Origin of the sequence: Noviherbaspirillum aerium (assembly GCF_008929045.1) — a bacterium.
GTDB lineage: Bacteria > Pseudomonadota > Gammaproteobacteria > Burkholderiales > Burkholderiaceae_D > Noviherbaspirillum > Noviherbaspirillum aerium.
The window spans coordinates 153599-172688 of the sequence record NZ_VFAH01000006.1; the positions used below are offsets into that span (position 1 = coordinate 153599).

16 protein-coding genes are annotated in these 19090 nt (G+C 56.9%); 8 read left to right on the top strand and 8 right to left on the bottom strand.

What is annotated here, in order from left to right; all coding sequences use genetic code 11:
* Positions 1 to 15: 15 nt before the first annotated feature.
* Together FH061_RS11405 and FH061_RS11410 are read right to left on the bottom strand one after the other, a co-directional pair.
* The gene (locus FH061_RS11405; RefSeq protein ID WP_151635949.1) at positions 16 to 936 is read right to left on the bottom strand and encodes a dioxygenase family protein; all 921 of its coding nucleotides are present in this window, start codon (positions 934 to 936) and stop codon (positions 16 to 18) included.
* A 418-nt stretch (positions 937 to 1354) separates the two neighbouring features.
* Positions 1355 to 2446: a porin gene (locus FH061_RS11410; RefSeq protein WP_318840992.1), complete on the bottom strand. Its 1092-nt coding sequence runs from the start codon at positions 2444 to 2446 to the stop codon at positions 1355 to 1357.
* A 343-nt stretch (positions 2447 to 2789) separates the two neighbouring features.
* Between FH061_RS11410 and FH061_RS11415 the strand changes: the two genes are divergently transcribed.
* Positions 2790 to 3824: a LacI family DNA-binding transcriptional regulator gene (locus tag FH061_RS11415; protein ID WP_151635950.1), complete on the top strand. Its 1035-nt coding sequence runs from the start codon at positions 2790 to 2792 to the stop codon at positions 3822 to 3824.
* A 91-nt stretch (positions 3825 to 3915) separates the two neighbouring features.
* Here FH061_RS11415 and FH061_RS11420 read toward each other — a convergent pair whose 3' ends face one another.
* Both FH061_RS11420 and FH061_RS11425 read right to left on the bottom strand, forming a co-directional pair.
* Positions 3916 to 5031, bottom strand: a complete 1116-nt coding sequence (locus tag FH061_RS11420) for an alkene reductase (RefSeq protein WP_151635951.1) — start codon at positions 5029 to 5031, stop codon at positions 3916 to 3918.
* A gap of 114 nt (positions 5032 to 5145) precedes the next feature.
* On the bottom strand, positions 5146 to 5820 hold the full coding sequence (locus FH061_RS11425) for a response regulator transcription factor (RefSeq protein ID WP_192805017.1): 675 nt from the start codon (positions 5818 to 5820) through the stop codon (positions 5146 to 5148).
* Between the two features lie 221 nt (positions 5821 to 6041).
* Here FH061_RS11425 and FH061_RS11430 point away from each other — a divergent pair, with 221 nt between their 5' ends.
* Complete coding sequence (locus FH061_RS11430; RefSeq protein ID WP_151635953.1) at positions 6042 to 6956, top strand: LysR family transcriptional regulator; 915 nt, start codon at positions 6042 to 6044, stop codon at positions 6954 to 6956.
* 376 nt (positions 6957 to 7332) lie between these two features.
* The gene (locus FH061_RS11435; RefSeq protein ID WP_151635954.1) at positions 7333 to 8703 is read left to right on the top strand and encodes a patatin-like phospholipase family protein; all 1371 of its coding nucleotides are present in this window, start codon (positions 7333 to 7335) and stop codon (positions 8701 to 8703) included.
* A 192-nt stretch (positions 8704 to 8895) separates the two neighbouring features.
* On the opposite strand, the gene FH061_RS11440 is transcribed toward FH061_RS11435, so the two are convergent.
* Entirely contained in the window at positions 8896 to 9597 is a 702-nt protein-coding gene (locus FH061_RS11440) for a pirin family protein (protein WP_151635955.1), read from the bottom strand.
* 579 nt (positions 9598 to 10176) lie between these two features.
* Between FH061_RS11440 and FH061_RS11445 the strand changes: the two genes are divergently transcribed.
* The gene (locus tag FH061_RS11445) at positions 10177 to 10479 is read left to right on the top strand and encodes a DUF4148 domain-containing protein (protein WP_151635956.1); all 303 of its coding nucleotides are present in this window, start codon (positions 10177 to 10179) and stop codon (positions 10477 to 10479) included.
* A 164-nt stretch (positions 10480 to 10643) separates the two neighbouring features.
* On the opposite strand, the gene FH061_RS11450 is transcribed toward FH061_RS11445, so the two are convergent.
* From FH061_RS11450 to FH061_RS11460, 3 genes are all read right to left on the bottom strand, one after another.
* Positions 10644 to 11531 (bottom strand): LysR family transcriptional regulator, encoded by an 888-nt coding sequence (locus FH061_RS11450; RefSeq protein WP_151635957.1) that lies wholly within the window; start codon positions 11529 to 11531, stop codon positions 10644 to 10646.
* A 120-nt stretch (positions 11532 to 11651) separates the two neighbouring features.
* Positions 11652 to 12479 (bottom strand): IS5 family transposase, encoded by an 828-nt coding sequence (locus FH061_RS11455; RefSeq protein WP_151635958.1) that lies wholly within the window; start codon positions 12477 to 12479, stop codon positions 11652 to 11654.
* 115 nt (positions 12480 to 12594) lie between these two features.
* A complete protein-coding gene (locus tag FH061_RS11460; RefSeq protein ID WP_151635959.1) occupies positions 12595 to 13083 on the bottom strand; it encodes a hypothetical protein in 489 nt (162 codons plus the stop codon).
* A 466-nt stretch (positions 13084 to 13549) separates the two neighbouring features.
* On the opposite strand from FH061_RS11460, the gene FH061_RS11465 reads away from it, so the two are divergent.
* The 4 genes from FH061_RS11465 to FH061_RS11480 all read left to right on the top strand — a co-directional run bounded on the left by FH061_RS11465 (position 13550) and on the right by FH061_RS11480 (position 19011).
* Positions 13550 to 13936, top strand: coding sequence for a hypothetical protein (locus tag FH061_RS11465; RefSeq protein ID WP_151635960.1), 387 nt, complete (start codon positions 13550 to 13552; stop codon positions 13934 to 13936).
* Positions 13937 to 14716: 780 nt separating this feature from the next.
* Positions 14717 to 16612 carry an amidohydrolase gene (locus tag FH061_RS11470; protein WP_151636066.1) on the top strand — a complete coding sequence of 632 codons (1896 nt, stop codon included), beginning with the start codon at positions 14717 to 14719 and terminating at the stop codon, positions 16610 to 16612.
* A 184-nt stretch (positions 16613 to 16796) separates the two neighbouring features.
* A complete protein-coding gene (locus tag FH061_RS11475; RefSeq protein ID WP_151635961.1) occupies positions 16797 to 17375 on the top strand; it encodes a YceI family protein in 579 nt (192 codons plus the stop codon).
* Positions 17376 to 17547: 172 nt separating this feature from the next.
* Complete coding sequence (locus tag FH061_RS11480) at positions 17548 to 19011, top strand: amidase family protein (protein WP_192805018.1); 1464 nt, start codon at positions 17548 to 17550, stop codon at positions 19009 to 19011.
* The last annotated feature ends 79 nt before the right edge of the window (positions 19012 to 19090 follow it).

Genomic DNA, 19090 nt, shown 5'->3' on the forward strand with positions numbered 1-19090 from the left:
ATTCCTTTCGTAGGCTTATTTAATGGGTGGCTCGGGAAATGTCGGCACGCCAGGCTGCAATACGAAGTCATATTCGAGCGTACACACGGCTTCCTGACCGGCATGAGCCTCCGCCGCTCCAGCCGCCCAAACCTGCGGGGCCCGGCCGCGCTCCAGGCATCCGACCAGTGGCTGGGTGACGCCAAACACCACGTCCGTCGCAAGCGCTTCCGGCACATCGGCGAACACTTGCGTGATCAGGGTGCGGTGCTCGGGCGCCGACACCATGAAATGAATATGGGCAGGGCGGTAGGGATGCCGGCCTTGCGCCTTCAGCAGCTCACCGGTTGGTCCGTCCGTCGGAACCGGATAGCCAGCAGGACGCACGGTTCGAAAGTAAAAGCGGCCCTCGGCATCGGTACTGAATTTGCCGCGCAGGTTCATCACATCCTGACCGGGGTCCTGGTTTTCATATAAGCCGACGGGAGACGCCTGCCACACATCGACTACCGCGCCAACGAGCGGCCGGCCGGTGACATTGCGCACCTGCCCGGATACCAGCAGAGGTTCGCCAGGCGTATTTGAACGCGCGATCGAATCGCCGTTGGAACAGCCGGGCGCATGCTGCCTCCAGAACGGGCCAAGCAGTGCCGACGCGGTCTGTCCATGGCTGCAGGGATTATTGCGAAGTGCGACCAGCGTCGAGATTCCCAGTACGTCTGCGGCAAGCGTGACTTCGTTATGCAAATCGGTGTTGGCCTGCCCTACCCTTGCCAGGAATTGCAGTCCGAACTCGAATTCCTCATCCGTCAGATTCACTTCCCGCACGAAATCATGGCTATGGCGCACGAACGCATCCATGATCTGACGCAGGCGCGGATTGGGCGTGCATGCCATAGCGGCCAGAGCGACTTCGGTGACATCCGCCTCGGAGGCTATAAGTTTGGGTTGTGCCATGGGTTCTCCTTACCGGGTATGAAAAGCATGGTGACTGGGGTGCGTTGCGAAGCAGCTACTCATGCATTCTTCGTGCAAACGTTTGCATGACTAAGCTTAGGAGCTTATGTTTTGCATGTCAAGACTTTTATGATTTCGTGTAAAGGCGCCTTTTACACTGCAAGAAATGCCTTACGCAGAGATGCCGTCGGTGCAAGTAGCTTTGCAAACGTTTTCGCAACTTAATTTCCTGGGGGGGAATGCTTGCCGGTGTACGTCTAGCCTTGCGCTTACAGGGGAGCCCGATGGAAGCGGGCGGGAAGCGGTCAGGCGTTCCATCGCCCAAGAAGGTCGAATGGGAACCATGGAAACGCATGGGCGGCTAAATGAAGCATTGGCGCCTCCCCTTGTTTCATACCTTAGGGAAGGCCAGTTCGGGTCAGAATGCGTGGCGCAACCCGATTGCAATGCCATCGACGGTCGCCCCCCGGCCCGCGCCGAGTTCATTGATGGCGAAATCGTAATTGCCGTTTCGCTCGTTGTCGATGCGGCTCGCATAGGTATAAAAGGTCGTGCGTTTGGAAAACGCATAGTCGTACCCGATTGTGAGATGGGTAGCTCCGGTATCACTGCCGCTGCGCAGCGGTCCCACTTGCTCTATCGAGGACCCCTTGCCGTCATTCGCCCTCGCCACTCCCAGCCGGACGCCGTGGGCGCCGGCCTGATAGCTTGCGGACAGATAGTACGCCGTGCGCTCCAGCGGACCGCTGGACGTCTGATACCTCAGGCGTTCTACCGCGCCCCCTACGCGGACCGGACCAAATCGATATGCCGCGCCAATCTTGTGACCCGTGTCGGTCAGTCCGGCGCCTTGATAGTCTTCGTGCCGTTCATGTGCATAAGTGAGATACAGGGGCCCCTTCTCATAAATAGCCGCTAACGAGGTAAGCGACGGCTTCCGCACTGCGGTTTTCTCTTCAGCAAGGCCATGTGCAACCCGCACGGAGACCCCGTTCCATTCCGGCGTCCAGTAGTGGATGCTGTTGCGTTGCCGGCGATCGAAGGAACTTGTATCAAGCACGTTGTCGCTGCTGGGTGCGGAGCCGTTGCCCATGATGCTCATGTAGCCGGCCGTGGTTGGATAGAACGGGTCGAGGCCTTGCGTTGCCGAAGTGTACGGCGTGGTCCAGTTGCCGGCGAATAGCGTACCCCAGGGCGCCGCAAGCCCAAGGCGGGTGTCTCTGCCAGCGAAGCTGCCCGTCCCGGTATCGACTGAAACAGCACTCTCGATCTGCCACAGGGCTTGATAACCGCCGCCGATTACCTCGGCGCCCCTGAATCCGAGCACGGAGCGGTTGTTGGCAAGGCGGTTCAGGCGGCCTACCGATTCGCCGGCGCTATCGCGCGAGGCACGGACGCTTTCCGCGGTAATGTTCAAGCGTCCATAGATCTGAACGCTGTCAGTTGTCTGTGCCGCTGCAGGCAACACAACTGCGGCGAGTCCCAACGCGACGGCTCGATGCATCATCATTAATCCTTCTCCTGTAAAAGTTCATGCGAATGCGTTTCGCAATCGCCGTAGCCACCGGCATGCATGCCTGTACGCGACCGCTCTTTTGACGCCGTGCATATCTTATGCAATCGTTTGCATGCTGTCAAACGGCGAAACTCGCAGGCTCCGGAAACGACGCTGATCGCGCTCGATCATTCAGCGGAGTGAAAATAAACGGCTAAACCTTCCGGAGCGTGTCAGCCGTATTTCAAATGTCATCCGGGATTGTCCGAGGATGAAACGCTGCATCCAGCAGATTGCTGTGCAAAGCCAACTTTGCATGCAATAATATGCAAACGTTGCATAAACATTCCCCTATCTGATGCCTAATACTGTCAAGCCGTCCCGCATTACCATTCGCGACGTTGCAAAGCATGCCGATGTGAATGCTTCCACTGTGTCCCGGGCGTTGAATCCTGCAACACGCCATCTGATCGGCGATCAGGTCGTCGTCCGCGTCCTGGCTGCGGCAAAAGAACTGGGTTACCGGCCAAATGCGCTCGCTTCGGCGCTGAGCGGCGGACAATCCAAGGTGATCGGGATTGTTGTCCCTGATATCGAAAATCCGGTCTTCCCCCCCATTATCAAAGGCATCGAGGAGTCGCTTGCCGCCGAGGGGTTCGGTGTTCTTATATCGAATACGATCGGGTCGCCCGATGAACAGGAGCGGATTCTCGAACAGATGCTGGCGCGCCGGGTCGATGGAATGATCCTGGCTACGGCCGCACGGCAGGATCCTCTCGTGCGTCGCTGCATTCTGGAAGAAGTCCCTATCGTGCTGGTCAACCGCGGAGAGGAGCGCGCGCAGGTCCCCGAAGTCGTCAATGACGATCTGCTCTCCATGCGTCTTGCGGTTGAACATCTCGTCGAGCTCGGGCATAAACGCATCGCCCATATATCCGGCCCCCTCAAGCTTGCCACCGGCTTTTCACGCCGGCAAGGCTTCATACTCGCCGCGCAACTGCATGGTCTCAGTAATTTGCCGGTCGTGGAGGCCACCGAATTCGTACGAGACGCCGGAAGGATTGCCTGCGCGAGCCTGCTGGAGTCGCATCCCGATGTGACGGCGATCGTTGCAGCCAACGATCTGATTGCGCTCGGATGCTACGACGCGCTCAAGGAAGCAGGCCTTGCATGTCCGAGGGACGTCTCCATCATTGGCCATAACGACATGGCACTGGTCGACATGGTGAGTCCTCCGCTGACGACCATCCGCATACAGCACCGTGAGATGGGCAAGCAGGCTGCGCGCCTGATGCTGGAACGCCTGAGCGACAGGCAACGTGTTCCGGTCCGGATCACGCTGCCGCCCGAGCTCCGTGTACGCGGTTCGACAGCGGTACCGCGCAAAAGATAATCCTTTTCCGGGAATCCGAATGGGAGGGCCGTCTGGCGGATTTCAAGCCGATATCGTCATCAAGCAAAGCCAGGAAAGCCAGGGCAGGACATCAAGCGACACGTTGATACTCGGCATCCAGTCGAGGGTAGTCGGTATATCCTCTCGCCCCGCCGCCATAGAACGTGAAGGCATCCGGGATATTGTACGGGCCGTTTGATGCGATCCTTTCCACCAGATCGGGGTTTGCAATGTACTGCCGTCCAAACGCGACCATATCGGCCTGTCCGCCGTCGACCAAGGCGTGCGCCTGCTCGGGCGACAAACCACCGTTGGCAATGAAGATGCCGTGGTAGTTCGTACGAATGAGTTGAATGATCCGGTCCATGTCCGGGGCGCCACCCCAGGCATTCGTGTCCGCACCATGGACATACCCGATGCCGTACTCATTGAGAAGCCGGGTTACATGGCAATAGGTGGTGACCGGGTCCGGATCAAGTGCATTGTTATACAGGGCGAATGGAGAAATACGCACGCCGATCCGGCACGCGGGAAACGTCTCCATGACAGCTTCAAGCACAAGCCGTAGAAAACGGGCGCGATTCTCAATCGAGCCGCCGAACTGGTCCGTACGGCGGTTGACATGGGGCGACAGAAATTGCTGCGGAAGATAACCGTTCGCGGCATGGATCTCGACGCCGTCCAAACCGGCGCGGAGCGCATTGCGTGCGCCGACACGAAACTCATGGATGACGCCATAGATTTCCTCAACGCTCATGGCACGCGACGGACTGGCTGCCATACGCGTGTAATACCCGTTCCGCATGGCGCCGTACACCTGAAGTGCGTGGATGTCCTCATTCATGCCAGAAGGAGATATCGGCTCCTTCCCCTCCAGCAAGGCATAGGAGCTGACGCGTCCACTGTGCCAGAGCTGCGCAAAGATCCGCCCGCCGACTGAATGTACTGCCTCACTCACCAGCTTCCAGCCGTTCACCTGGCTATCATTGTAAAGACCGGGAGCAAGTTCGAAAGCTGCCGACATTGGAGAAATATTGGTCGCTTCGGAAATGATCAAGCCGGCCGAGGCGCGCTGCTTATAGTACTCGGCGTTGGTCGCCGTGGGCACCCCATCATCCCCGGAGCGGGAGCGAGTCACCGGCGCCATCGCCACGCGGTTGTTTAACGAAAGATCACCAATATCCAGCTGTTGCAAAATGGTCTTCATGACTTTTCCCTTTATAGAACAATATTAGAAACGGCTAGTCCGGATCGTGCATGGTAACCAGGAGCCCTGGACGCCCGCGGTGCCCGGCGTGCGATGCGGCATCGACTTCCACAGCTACGCATATTCTCGTCGCATGGCGGTCGGGACCCGGCTTCTTTGCGTGCTTGGATACCGAGTCATGTTGTGAGGGATGTTCAAGCGGTCCGCCAGTCGCACCAGATCGATCAGGCTCTTCGTTCCCATCTTTTCCATCACCTTGTATTTATGCACTTTGGCGGTGATTTCCTGTATGCCGAGCTGCATGGCTATCTGCTTGTTCATCAAGCCGCCGATCGCAAGGCAGAGGACCTGTCTTTCGCGCGGAGTAAGCGTCTGGTATCGTCGAACGCCTTCCAATACATCGCCTTGCGCCGCAATGACTTCAACCGCATGGCCGATGGCATCATTGACCGTGCGAAGCATGTCCTGGTCGCTTACCGGCTTTGCAAGGACCGCGTATGCGCCGGCTCTCATTGCGCACACCGCCAACGGGATGGAACCATGCGACGTGGTAAAAACCACGGGTAATAACACTCCCTTTTGCTCAATCAAACCAAGGGCATCCGCACAGCCCGCCTTGCATGACTGCGTGTCGATGATTGCGCACGCCGGACCTGTCGGCAACGGTTCGCTTTCAAAGGAATCCAGAGAGGAGAAAACCTTAACTTGGTAACCGCTGCAACGAAGTAAATGACTTAAGGTGCGCTGTACGTCTTCATCGCCATCTACTATAAAAACGAGTTTTGCCATGGTCTCTTTTCTCCAAAAGAAGATAAAACCTCCCGTTGCTGCGAACAAGCCGGCAGACCGATAAACCAGACGGAGAATCCGTCTTGCAAGGAAGAGGGGAGTCACTTTCCTCGGCCCGCCTCCTATCCGGGAACACGATGATGTGACTTTAACGGAGGCACTCTTAACTGATAAGATACGAAAAATCGAAAATATCATTGCGCAGAACGCAAAAGCGAAAGATGGATCGATTTGCCGAACTGAATGCATTTGCCTTGGTGGCCCGCACCGGCGGCTTTTCCTCCGCTGCACGCCAACTCGGTGTGGCAACGTCCTCGGTGACACGCCTGGTTGACGCACTTGAACAGCGAATCGGCACTCCTCTGCTGAACAGGTCCACGCGCAACGTTACGCTGACCGACAGCGGACTTGCTTACTTCGAACGCGCACTTGTCATCCTCGAGCAGCTTGAAGCCGCCGATGAAGAAGCGTCTGTCAATAACCATGAGCCGCGAGGCGTTCTTCGCGTAACGGCTCCCGTAACCTTCTCTACCCTTTACGTCGCTCCACTGCTCAAGGAATTCACGCAGCGCTATCCCCGGGTCAAGCTCGATCTCCAGTTATCCGACGCCCTGACCAACCTGGTCGATGAATCCATCGATGTTGCAATCCGTATCGGTAACTGCGACAACCAGCCAAACCTGATTGCTCGGTGCCTCACTGGCCATGAGCGAATCATCTGCGCCAGCCCGGAATATCTTTCCCGCTCTGGCACGCCCAAGGCGCCAGCGGAGCTCCTGCAACATAACTGCTTGCAGTTCGCATATGGAAAAAGCGGCCGCACCGGATGGCAGCTAAAAGGACCGGACACGGTCGAGGAAATATCGGTAAGCGGCAATCTTGTTGCCAACAATTCCGAGATGCTCCGCCGTGCCACATTGGATGGGTTGGGCATAGCAATGCTGCCCGACTGGCTGGTGCGCAAGGACCTGCATGCAGGAACCCTCCATAGAATTCTGGCTGACCATGTAGCCAATCCGGGCCCGATGGATGTTGGACTATACGCCTTGTATCCGATCAATAGACGGGGATCTGTCAAAGTAAAGGCCTTCATCGAATTGCTTGCAGAGCACTTGGCAGCAGGACTCCATCAGTAACGAATCCTGAGCACGAAACCTCGACATCCAGCATTTATGATTGATGCTTCATTCTGATGACTGTCCATGAATACCGGACAGTCATTGCAGAACCGGTGCTTTGTCCCGAACCTCCTTACAATGAAGTCATATGTTCCTCGATGACCCGCGCGGCATCGTTGCGTCTTGATTGGCTTGGTCTCGAGCGGATTGCAGGTGGGTGTATGGAAGAATCGGTTTGCCCTGGGATGCAGGGCAAGGCGGAAGGAGCGCCGTGTGGCGGGCCACACAAGCGACGAACAAGGCGGCCATGCGCCCAGGGCAAGCCGAGGCGACCGTACAATCACCTGCAATCCGCTCTAAAATGCAGGCACTCCAACTGCGTGCCTTGTAAAACATGAAAATCCGCATATCGCATCTCGAGTATGCATCGCGTGCATTGCAACGCTTCAGTTTCAACACATGGCTCATACCCTTCCTTTTCGCATTAAGCGGATGCAGCACCGAACACTATACGATCAACCATGCACATGACCCGATACCTTCCGAGGCACGTTACGCGATAAATAAGCTGGATACGGGAGACAACAGCGACAGCCTTCTCGTGATGCTCTCGTTTTCGGGCGGCGGGTATCGGGCGGCCGCCTTGTCCTATGGCGTCCTGTCGGCTCTTTCGGAGACCCGCGTGCACTGGGATGGGAAAGAAAAGCGCCTGCTGGACGAAGTTGACCTGATTGCCAGTGCTTCGGGTGGAAGCTTGACGGCCGCCTATTACGGCCTGTACCGTGACCGGATCTTCGATCGCTTTGAATCAGACGTCCTTGCGGCAGACCTGCAGTCCAAGGTGATAGCGAGGAGCCTTTCCCCGTATGGCCTCTGGCGCCAGAGCTCCCTGCGATTCGGTCGCGGCGACCTGCTTCAAGAGGTGCTGGATGAGCATGTTTTCAAAGGCAGGACATTCGCCGACCTTCCAAGGGTGCGACCGATGTTGTTCATCAATGCAACGGAGATGAAGACCGGTGAGCGTTTCGAATTCACCCAGGATCAGTTTGATCTTCTCTGCTCGGATCTCGGAAGCTTTCCGCTTTCCCGGGCCGTCGCTTCCTCCATGGCGGCGCCGCTCGTCTTCTCGCCCATCACCTTGTGGAACCATAGCGGCACCTGCCCGCTCAAGCAAAAACCCCTGCCTCTGCACAGCGGCGTACATACCCAGAAATTCGTGCATCTTCTTGACGGAGGCCTTCACGACAATACCGGAATCAAGACGGCGCTGGAGATCGCGGAAGCGCGCGGAAGCATCGTCGGCATGGCCAAGGCGGCGAACATGCGCGGCATCAAGAAAAGAGTTTTCATTATCGTCAACGCGCAGGCGGTTCCCGAACTGCCGGAAGACAGTTCGCCGAACACGCCCGGGCTGTATCGGCAATTGAAGGCATTCATTGATATTCCGATCGACCTGCATTCGAACGGCAGTGTGCAGGCACTGTATTCGACGATTTCACGGTGGAAGAGTGAAATCCGGGGCTACAGCGCGGAACAGATCGATGGGACTTATGACAGGGATGTCGACTTCTACGTTATCGAGATCAACCTGCGCGCAGCGGATAAGTCCTCCGGCTTTAACCGGCTCCAGGACATCGGAGTGACGTTGCAGCTGGAGCCGACGGATATCCATCTGCTGAAGTCGTTTGGCCGGATGCAATTGGAAAAGTCGGCTGAATGGCAACGGCTCATGCGCGACATCGGCACCGCCCCGGAGCTACGCTAAGCGAAATCAATCCGCCCGCGAAGCCATGAGACAGGCAGCTCCGGGCGACACATGCAAATGGCGCATGCCGCTAAAGACACTCCGACACCCCGCCCCGGTTCGTCTTGATAAGGAAACCGTGGCTTGGTCGCCCTTGGTGCGAGCGCGCACCGAAGTAAAGTAAAGTGAAGGCGGCATCCGCGCCGCCTCCACTCAGTAAGGCAAGTCAAACAGCAGCACCTCTGCCGCTTCCGCACTGGTCAACATGACAAGCTTTTCGGCAGTGACCTTCAGGGCGTCGCCACCTTGAAGCGCAACCCCATTGATCTCCAGGCGTCCGCGTATCACATGGACATATGCAGTCCGTCCTTCATCAAGCTGGTGTTCAATGCGGTCCTGTCCATTGAGGATCGATGCATATACCGATGCATCCTGCTGCACCGACACCGAGCCCTCGCGACCGTCAGGCGAGACGATCAGACGCAGGCGTCCCTGCTTGGATTCGGCATCAAAATGCTTCTCTTCGTACGACGGAGCACTGTCCTTCACATTTGGCTCGATCCAGATCTGCAGGAAGTGCACACCTTCGCTTTCAGAATGGTTGTATTCACTGTGCCGCACTCCGGTACCGGCACTCATCCGTTGCACGTCGCCATAGCGCAGCACCGAGCCGTTGCCCATGCTGTCCTTGTGCTCAAGCGCGCCATCCAGCACATAGGAAATAATTTCCATGTTGCGGTGACCATGCGTTCCGAAACCGCGGGAAGGCTGAACCCGATCCTCATTGATCACCAGCAGCGGGCCAAAGCCGACATGCCTGGGATCGAAGTAATCGCCGAACGAGAAGCTATGGCGAGAGTTGAGCCAGCCGAAACTTGCGGCGCCGCGGTCAGTGCTTTTACGAATTTCCAGCATTTTTTGCTCCTGTTCTCATCAATTGATAATCCGATGTTCGACACGGTCGAACATCCTGCAGCAACGATTCCTTCCTCTGTTACTGCTGCGATGTATGCATTATGCGCGGTGCGGAAGCGAAGGCAAAACGGAACGTTTTATGCCCTATGTTCGAATTTTTCGAAAGCCAGAAGGTGTGCGCAACGGTTGTTGTCATGAACCGGGGCATATCCCTGGATGAGCTTTATATGGAGCCGCGACAAAGGTCTGGTCGCTTAGGCGGTGGTCAGCAAGCGTCGCGAGCGGTACGGAGTCACATTGCGTTGCGTTGGGTTGCGTTGGGTTGCGTTGGGTTGGGTTGCATTGGGTTGCATTGGGTTGCATTGGGTTGCGTTGAGGAGCGGGAACGCGCGCGTACAGATGTATGCCATATGAATTGTGCACAGAACCCGCACAGTGATTCCCGCGTGCACCGGTTTATCCGATGGGATCCCGCAACTATAGTTACGCCAACGACGCGACACCAGTCGCCCCAAAGCACTTAACAAGTCTGCGACTTGTTCGACTTTTGAACATATAACCTATCGTCTGGAGTACACCATGAGAAACAAGATGCTGATTGCCGCCACGCTGTTTGCTGTTACTGGCAGCGGAGCTTTTGCACAGGACCTCTTATTGGCGAATGCCGGTTATGCGGGGCTTGAGGAGACCTTGGAAGCGGGAGCCGGCAACAGCGCGGCAATGGCGATGGCGCCCTCGGCAACCATCCCTGAAACGAGTCAGGGAAAGACTCGGCAAGAGGTACGTGAAGAACTTGCGGAGTACAACCGGCAAAATCCGCGTGGATATCTGTACACCTACTACCTTGGCCACGTGATCGGCCAAGTATCGATTCGTCAATGAATTGGTCAATAGCGTTTCGTTACCCGATTGCCTGAGCTGAGCTGAGCTGACCTAACCTGCCCTGCTGCGGTACGCCGGCGTATAAAGGCGGAACCACCGTATTTGCAGGATCTGGCGAACCCTGTTTTCTGACCGGGCCCATGTAGCGGCCCGGATTTGAAACCTCATGCAAAGAGCTCAATCGCCCAGTCCGTGAAAGCCCGGACCCGGGCAGAAGGATTGCGATTTTGCGGATACAGGATGGAGACATCCACGTGATCGCAGACTTCCTCTTCCAACAAGGCAATCAACCGGCCTTTGGCCAGCTCATCCCGCACCAGAAATTCCGGAAGCTGGATGATGCCCATCCCGGCAACCGCTGCTTCCACACAGCCATCGGAGTCGTTGAACGCTATGCGTCTGCGACCGCAGATATCCAACCGGTCCTTGCCCTTGCCATAGGCGATAGCGTGCGCCTTACCGGTTCTTGGAGAGATGTAATGAACAATCCAGTGACATTCCAGATCTTCCGGACGACGTGGTGTACCGTGCTCCTTCAAGTAGGAAGGACTCGCGCAGGTGACGGCCGGAAAGGAATGCAGGTGCCTCGCAATCAGCGTGTCATCGACGCTTACGCCGCCACGTATGACACAGTCGATACCTTCCTGCAGAAGGTCTACTTGCCTGTCCGTACTATGGATGTCGAGCTCGATTTCCGGATAGCGTGCAATGAAATCAGGAAGCCGGGGAATGATCATTCGACGACCCAGGGCTGCCGGGATACCGACCCTGAGTCTGCCCTTGGGCGTTGCAGTCAGCCGAGCAATCGCTCCTTCGGCTTCGTCGAAATCGCTGAGCAGCCGCACGGCACGTTCATAGTACGCCGCGCCGTCGGGCGTCACGCTGATATGTCGAGTAGTGCGGTGCAGAAGTTTGACACGCAGCCTTTGCTCCAGGGCCCCTACCTGTGCTGATACCGTTGTCTTGGGCAGATTCAGCGATATCGAAGCCTTCGTAAAACTATTGAGTTCCACGACGCGAGTGAAGGCTAGCATGGTGTCTAAACGATCCATAGTGTTGGTCCGAACAATTTTTACAGCAGTGGCGGAAAATGCTCTTGATAGGAAGCGCGGTCCAAATATCACCGGTGCCATCGGTCCCCGGCGAAAAGGACGTAAGAGCCCGTTTGATAACTACTCGTTTTCAAATAATCGCTTGAGAAGCAAGCTACCCATAGCGACATAGATCATTTCGGAAGAGACGTCGATGCGGCCCTCGTAGTCACGTACCAAGCGCCGCCATTGCACCATCCAGCCAAAGGAACGCTCTACAACCCAGCGACGAGGGAGCGGAATAAACGTGTGCTGCCTCTCCAGCTTGCGAACGACCTCAACAACGAATCCAAGCATCGTTGCCTCGTCGAGCAATCGTCGTCGGTCATACGCGGCATCAGCAAACAGATGCTTCACCCATGGCCATCGCTTCTTCAATGCCACCAGCACCCATTCTGCTCCAGTGGAATCGGCTATATCTGCCGGCGTCAGGTTCACCATCAACAGCCGTCCATCACTATCAACTGCGACATGTCGCTTGCGGCCCTTGATCTTCTTGTTCGCATCATAGCCCCTTGCCATACCGCCCGGCGCCTTAACCGTTTGACTGTCGATGACCGCTGCACTGGGATGCTCCTGCCTATTCTGATTCTGCCGGTCCAGCATCAACGCCACATCGTGGATAACCTTGAAGAGTAGCCGCCTCACAAAGCGCCGAAACCACCAGTACACCGTTTGCCAGGGCGGGAAATGCACCGGCAACATGCGCCATTCGCATCCGGAGCGCACAAGGTAACGAATGGCATTGAGCACTTCGCGCAGGTCCGTGATGCGGCGACGGCCAGTTCTCGCTGGTGACGGTAACAATGGCTCAATGGCTTGCCATTCCTGATCGCTCAGATCACTTGGATAGCGCTTGGCTTTGCGTTCGCGCTCGACCTGTCTGGCCCGCTGCGGTTCTGTCCACATGGTAATCCTCCGTGCACTTCCCCCACTTCAAATTACCAACTTACTCCTCCTTCAATCTGTTTTCAAACAGGCAGTAAGAAGCCTGAACACGTTGGCATAGGTAGCGCAAGGCCGCCTACAGCGAATAGCGCTCCAACAATGTTCGGATTGACCAGACGGCGCCATCGCTTATCCGTTTGCCGTCTTCAGCTTCGAAGACCCTTCTGTTCCCGCTTCTTGCGTAGGACAAGGCTTCAAACGCAATACCCTTGCGAAGGTCACGCGCTATCGATACACGCTTTTGTTCTCCGCCGATCTTGTAGCGTGCACGACACTCGAAACCGTCTTCGAAGTGAAATCCGATATGACATACTGCCCTCTCCGGCGCCCGCAGGGTTTTTGACCACTGCTCCAAAACAAAATTTGCCTGTTGAACCGTGGCTACCCTCGCAGTGGCTGTGATGCCACCAGTACGTTCCAGCGTAATGTAGGCAACCTCAAGTCTATCTGCAGGATATTGGGACGGTGACATGTCGAGGTAAATTTCTGAGGCAGGTAAATTGGCGATGTTTCTCTCTGCACGGCACGCCGCGCCTATTGCCGCTTGCTTCACCGGCTTGTGCACGGAACATCGCCGACTTGGCGTGCCTATCAACATGACGATGGCAAGGCTCGCCGACAAAGACCTTGCAGATGTACGGTAACAAGCTGCAACGCGGCAAGCGGCGCTTTGGCAGGCACTCTTAGAAAGCAGGCCGCTATTTCGATTTCTGCATCTTACGCTTCAGGCTTTTCAGAATGATGTCAATCCAATGCCGATTTATTGCAATTGACAAAATCGCTAAGGGGCATGCCATGGCGGAACGCCAGTAAGATCTCGTACGCCCATCGCGGCCCTCGCCAGGGCTTACCGCTCCTTGTCGGGCTGCTCCAGAATTCACGTATGTGTCGGTATCGTAGATCCCGCATTACAAATGACACATCCGGACCGGTGCATTTGCGTCCGGGATGTTTCACAATAGACGCAGGCCGGCCAACCGCCGTGCCGAAACGGATTCAACATCGCTATAGACATCCTACTGGAGCACTCATTGATGGACGAAAAGGCCAAGTTAATCGCTCTTACGAGTGCATTGCGTCGCTTGCACCAGAAACTGGTTGACGTCGCGAGGCGAGACTACGAACAGGAATGGGGTTCGGTCGACGTTGGACAGCTGCTTCAACTCCTGACCAAGCATCCGGGTTTTGGATGGTTACGCGAGCTCAGCGCTTTGATGACCTCTATAGACGAACTGACCGACCACGAAACAGTAAGTCCGGAGGCGTATCAATCGGCATGCGAACAGACGAAGGCATTGGTACTTCTGGCGGGAAGTCAATCAACACCCTATACAGAAAAGTATCGCCACCTTCTTCAGACTGAGCCGCTCGTGGCGATGGAACATGCCGGCATTCGTCGCTTGCTGAATGCGCGGTAGTTCAGTCTGCTTGCGCCTTGTCGGTTTGACTGTACGGATGATCCGCGTCACCACGCCTTCGTCCACGGCCCGACTTGCATGCTGGTCCCGCAACGCCAACCCTTGCCTGGCGAAACCCTGATTCCACCCGCAGGGCAATCTTTCCGGTCTCGCCTGGTCCCGTCCGGACCAAACAGCTCGAGCCATGGCTTGTTGAAATAGCTTCCTGACTCTGCTCGGAAAGCCCGTTCGAAAACTTTGAACATTGCTCTGCAAATTTTCCGTTTTGGCATCGCGGCGGCGCCAGCCATAATATCCACAGGTTACGGGGCAAGCATGACACACGGTCGGCGCCTGTATTTCAATTGAAATACAGGCTGACACAAACTCGTGATCTGCGTTGTTTATCCTCTACGGAGGCGAATGGGAATCCATTCCTGTTCAACTTTGCACATGTGTTACGGAGGCCGCCACTTCAAGCTGTGCAATACCGTTATTCAGGAACACCTGGAGCATGCCTGAAGCAGATTATTGGTTTGCCGTCTCTGGGACCTTGAGCGAAAGGCAACCGTGCTGGACATCTTGAATGACATTATTTAGATAAACAATTCCGGCGCACTGCAGACATCTCGTCCTCGATATATCAGCGGTTAGAGAAACTTTGTGCCGTGGCAATGGATAAACGAGGTCATTATGTTTGAAAACGAACCAGCTGATAACACGCAGCCCGATCAATCGCGCCGAAGCGCCATCAAGGCAATCGCCGGCGTTGCCGCCGGTGCCTGGCTAGGTCCGGGCTCCATGCTCAGCGCAACCGCAGCGACCGGCAATAAGCCCGAGATCATTCTGCACAACGCGCAAATCACCACGCTCGACAAACGGATGCCGACCGCGAGCGCAGTTGCCATTTCCGGCGGGCGTTTCCTTGCAGTTGGATCGGATGCAGACATCATGCGCATGGCAGGACCCGCCACCCGCGTTATCGATGGCCGCCGCCGCCGCGTCATTCCCGGACTGATCGATTCCCACATCCACATCATCCGCGGTGGCCTCAACTACAACATGGAATTGCGCTGGGATGGCATTCCTTCGCTGGCCGAAGCCATGCGCAGGCTGAAGGACCAGGTCGACCGTACGCCCGCTCCTCAATGGGTCCGCGTCGTCGGCGGTTTTACGGAGCAGCAGTTCGCAGAGAAAAGACTGCCTACCCTGGAGGAGATCAATGCCGTCGCGCCTGACACTCCGGTATTCATCCTGCACCTGTATGACCGCGCCCTGCTCAACCGCGCAGCCTTGAAAGCGGCTGGCTATACCAAGGACACGCCGAATCCGCCAGGCGGCCTGATTGTCCGTGGCAAAAATGGAGAACCGACCGGCCTGATGCTCGCGGAACCGAATGCATTGCTGTTGTACTCGGCATTGGCGCGCGGACCGAAACTGCCGTATGACTACCAGGTCAATTCCACGCGCCATTTCATGCGCGAACTGAATCGGCTCGGCGTCACGAGCGCTATCGATGCCGGCGGCGGGTTCCAGAACTATCCCGACGACTACAAGGTCATCGAAGACTTGCACAAGGAGAACCAGCTCACTGTCCGGATCGCCTATAACCTCTTCACCCAGAAGGCCAAGGAAGAGCTCTCCGATTTCAAGCGCTGGACCGGCATGGTCAAGCCCGGACAAGGCGACGACTTCTATCGACATAACGGCGCCGGCGAGATGCTGGTGTTTTCCGCAGCCGACTTCGAAGACTTCCGCCAGCCCCGTCCCGAGATGCCCGCCAACATGGAGCAGGACCTGGAGGAGGTGGTGCGTCTGCTGGCACAGAACCGCTGGCCTTTCCGTCTTCACGCCACCTATGACGAGACCATTTCGCGCGCGCTCGACACGTTCGAAAAGGTCAATCGCGATATTCCATTCAACGGCCTGCACTGGTTCTTCGACCACGCCGAAACCATCAGTGACCGGAACATCGAACGCATTGCCAAGTTGGGCGGCGGCGTCGCCATCCAGCATCGCATGGCTTACCAGGGCGAGTACTTCGTTGAACGCTATGGACAGAAGGCGGCCGAACGCACGCCGCCGTTCAAGAGGATGCTCGAAATGGGCGTCCAGGTTGGCGTCGGTACCGACGCGACCCGCGTAGCAAGCCACGACCCTTGGAATGCCTTGTACTGGCTCACGACGGGCAAGACGGTGGGCGGACAACGCCTGTACCCCACCAGCAATGTCGTCGACCGCGAGACGGCCTTACGTCTCTATACGCAAGCCAACACCTGGTTCTCGAATGAAGAAGGCACAAAGGGCCAGATCAAGGCAGGCCAGCTGGCCGACCTGGCGGTCCTGTCGCAGGACTATTTCGCGGTGCCCGAGGAGGACATCCGACAGATCGTGTCGTCGCTCACCGTGGTGGGCGGACGCGTCGTCTATGCCGCCGATGACTTTTCCTCCCTGGATTCACCCATTCCTCCCGCGATGCCGGACTGGTCTCCAGTGCGCAAATATGACGGTTACTATAAAGCCAGAAAGTCGGAAACGTCGCATCTGCAAGACCTCCATCGTCAGGCGCTTGCGGCGTGTGGATGCAGTACGGCGTGCGGGGTGCATGGACATGCCCACGGCCGTGCCGCATCGGCTCCCACTGCGGACAATGGCGGGTTCTGGGGCGCACTCGGCTGCTCCTGCTGGGCCGCCTAGCGCAACTGTCTTGATGGTCGGCGAGGTGCAAGAGAACGACTGTTGCACTTCCCGGCCTGCCACTTACAGCTTGGCAAGATTCGGACATTGTGAATATTGCTCCGTGCGGCAGTGAATTGGCTGCCGCCGGAGCGTTGCCTGCCATTGTCGTTCAACCACCACCTCTCCACTATCAAGGGAAAACATGAAAATCAAAACACGTCTTATCGCTTCGCTTCTGCTTGCAGCATCGGTGATGGCACCCGCGTTCGCTGCCCCCGATACGTTTGTTGTCGACACTACACACAGCTTCCCTCGTTTTTCTTATAGCCACTTCGGCTATTCCACCCAGCTTTCCCGCTTCAACAAGACGTCAGGCAAGGTGGTGTTGGACAAGGCAGCGAAGACGGGCTCCGTTGACATTGTGATTGACACGAAATCGGTCGACACCGGCTTCTCCACATTTGATGAGCATATCCAGGGCGAAGACTTCCTCGACACCGCGAAATTTCCCACTGCATCGTTCAAGTCCACGAAGGTCAATTTCAATGGCGATACGCCGGCTACCGTCGAAGGCAACCTCACTATCAAAGGCGTCACGAAACCTGTGACGCTGACGGTATCCTCTTTCCAGGCGATGCCGCATCCGATGCTGAAAAAAGACGCCATTGGCGCAAATGCCTATACAGTCATCAAGCGGTCGGAATTCAACGCCGGCAAGTACGCGCCACATGTGGGCGACGAGGTCCGGATCGACATTGCCGTTGAAGCGATCAAGGAATAACAAGCGAGCATCTGCCCCCTGCCTCTATCGCAACAGCCGCCGGGGGCAGCGCTACATTGCCACTGCAGCCGTGCGCGCGACGTTGGCTGCGGTGTCGGACCAGGCGAATAGCTTATCCAGGGCGGAACGACCGGCCGGCTTTGCCCTCAATTCAAGAATAACAAGTGATTTCATGGACATGCAACTATCGGACCTTTCAACGCTTCTCGGCGAAGGCTCCTTGCGATCAATCGGCGATGCGATTGCTACCGGCCAGACCAGCTCCGTCGAGGTGACAACATGGTATCTGCAAAGAATTGAAGCCTATAGCGGTGGAGAGAACGGCCTCAACTGCGTTCGCACCGTTTCTCCGCTTGCGATGGAACAGGCGGCGCGTGCCGATGCGGAGTTGGCCCGAGGCTTGCGTCGAGGTCCGTTACATGGCGTGCCCTATCTTCTCAAGGACAATATCTTCACTGCCGACGGCAGCTTCGCATCCGCCGGCTCCAGGGCATTGGCGCAGTTCGTCCCGCCTTATGAAGCGACTCTGGTAACGCGCCTGCACCAAGCCGGAGCGGTACTCCTTGGAAAAACCAATCTGACTGAATTCGCCGACTTCGTCTCGGATATCATGCCCGCCGAGTTCAGCGGTGCCGGCGGCGTCGTCCGTAACCCGCTAGGAATGCGATATGGACGTGGACAAGGCTCAAGTGTCGGCTCCGCGGCTGCTGTAGCCGCACGTCTATGCGCCTTTTCCATTGGCACGGAGACCCAGAATTCCATACAGGCGCCGGCTGTGCATAGCTCGATTGTCGGCTTCAAACCAACCGTTGGACGCATCAGTCGGCACGGAGTCGTGCCTTTGGTTCCAAGCCAGGATTCGCCGGGCCCGCTCACGTTGACGGCAGAAGACGCAGCGACGGTGTTTCGCGTTCTGGCGGGCGCGGATCCCAAGGATGCGGCTACGCTGCACGCTTTCCAGGGCTCCGAAATGGAGAGCATGGAACTGCGCGGGCTCAGGATCGGCGTGCCTCGTCGTTTCATCGCGGATAACGTCATGACGGAGAGTCGAAGGGCCGTGTTTGACCGAGCGCTGGAAGCGTTGGCGCGAGCTGGTGCCGTGATCATCGATCCATGCGACCTGCCGAGCGCAGAGGAGCTGAGCGAGGTGAAATCTTGCGTCTTTCGTACGGAATTCAAGGAAAGCCTGAACACCATGCTGGCCGAGCTGAAGCCGTGTGGCATGACGTCGATGGAAGACATCATCCAATGGAACGAGAGGCATCCCGCGGCAATTCCTTATGGCCAATCACTTTTGGTCGCGGCTAACGCTTCAACCGGGACGAGCTCTGCCCAATATATCGAGGACCGCCGTCGGGATATTGCACTAAGCGTCGACGACGGCATAAAAGCCGCGCTGGCATCCGGGTCTGCCGATGTCCTGTTGTCGCCGATGACTGCCGCCGCCAAATGCACCGGCAAGGCCGGCGCCCCGGTCATTGCGATTCCCGTGGGCTCGGATGAGAATGGAGACCCGTTCGGCGTCACGGTATTCTCCGCCCCTGGCGAGGACTGGGCTGTGTTGAGGGCGGCAACCGCGATCGAACATGCGATTGCGCAACGCATGGAATGTAAGCTTGCATCTGTCGTGTCCTGATGCGGGTGCGCCGGTACCGAAGCCATTCCGTGAACCCGGCACACCTACCTGAATGCCGTTTATTCCATGATTGCCCCGT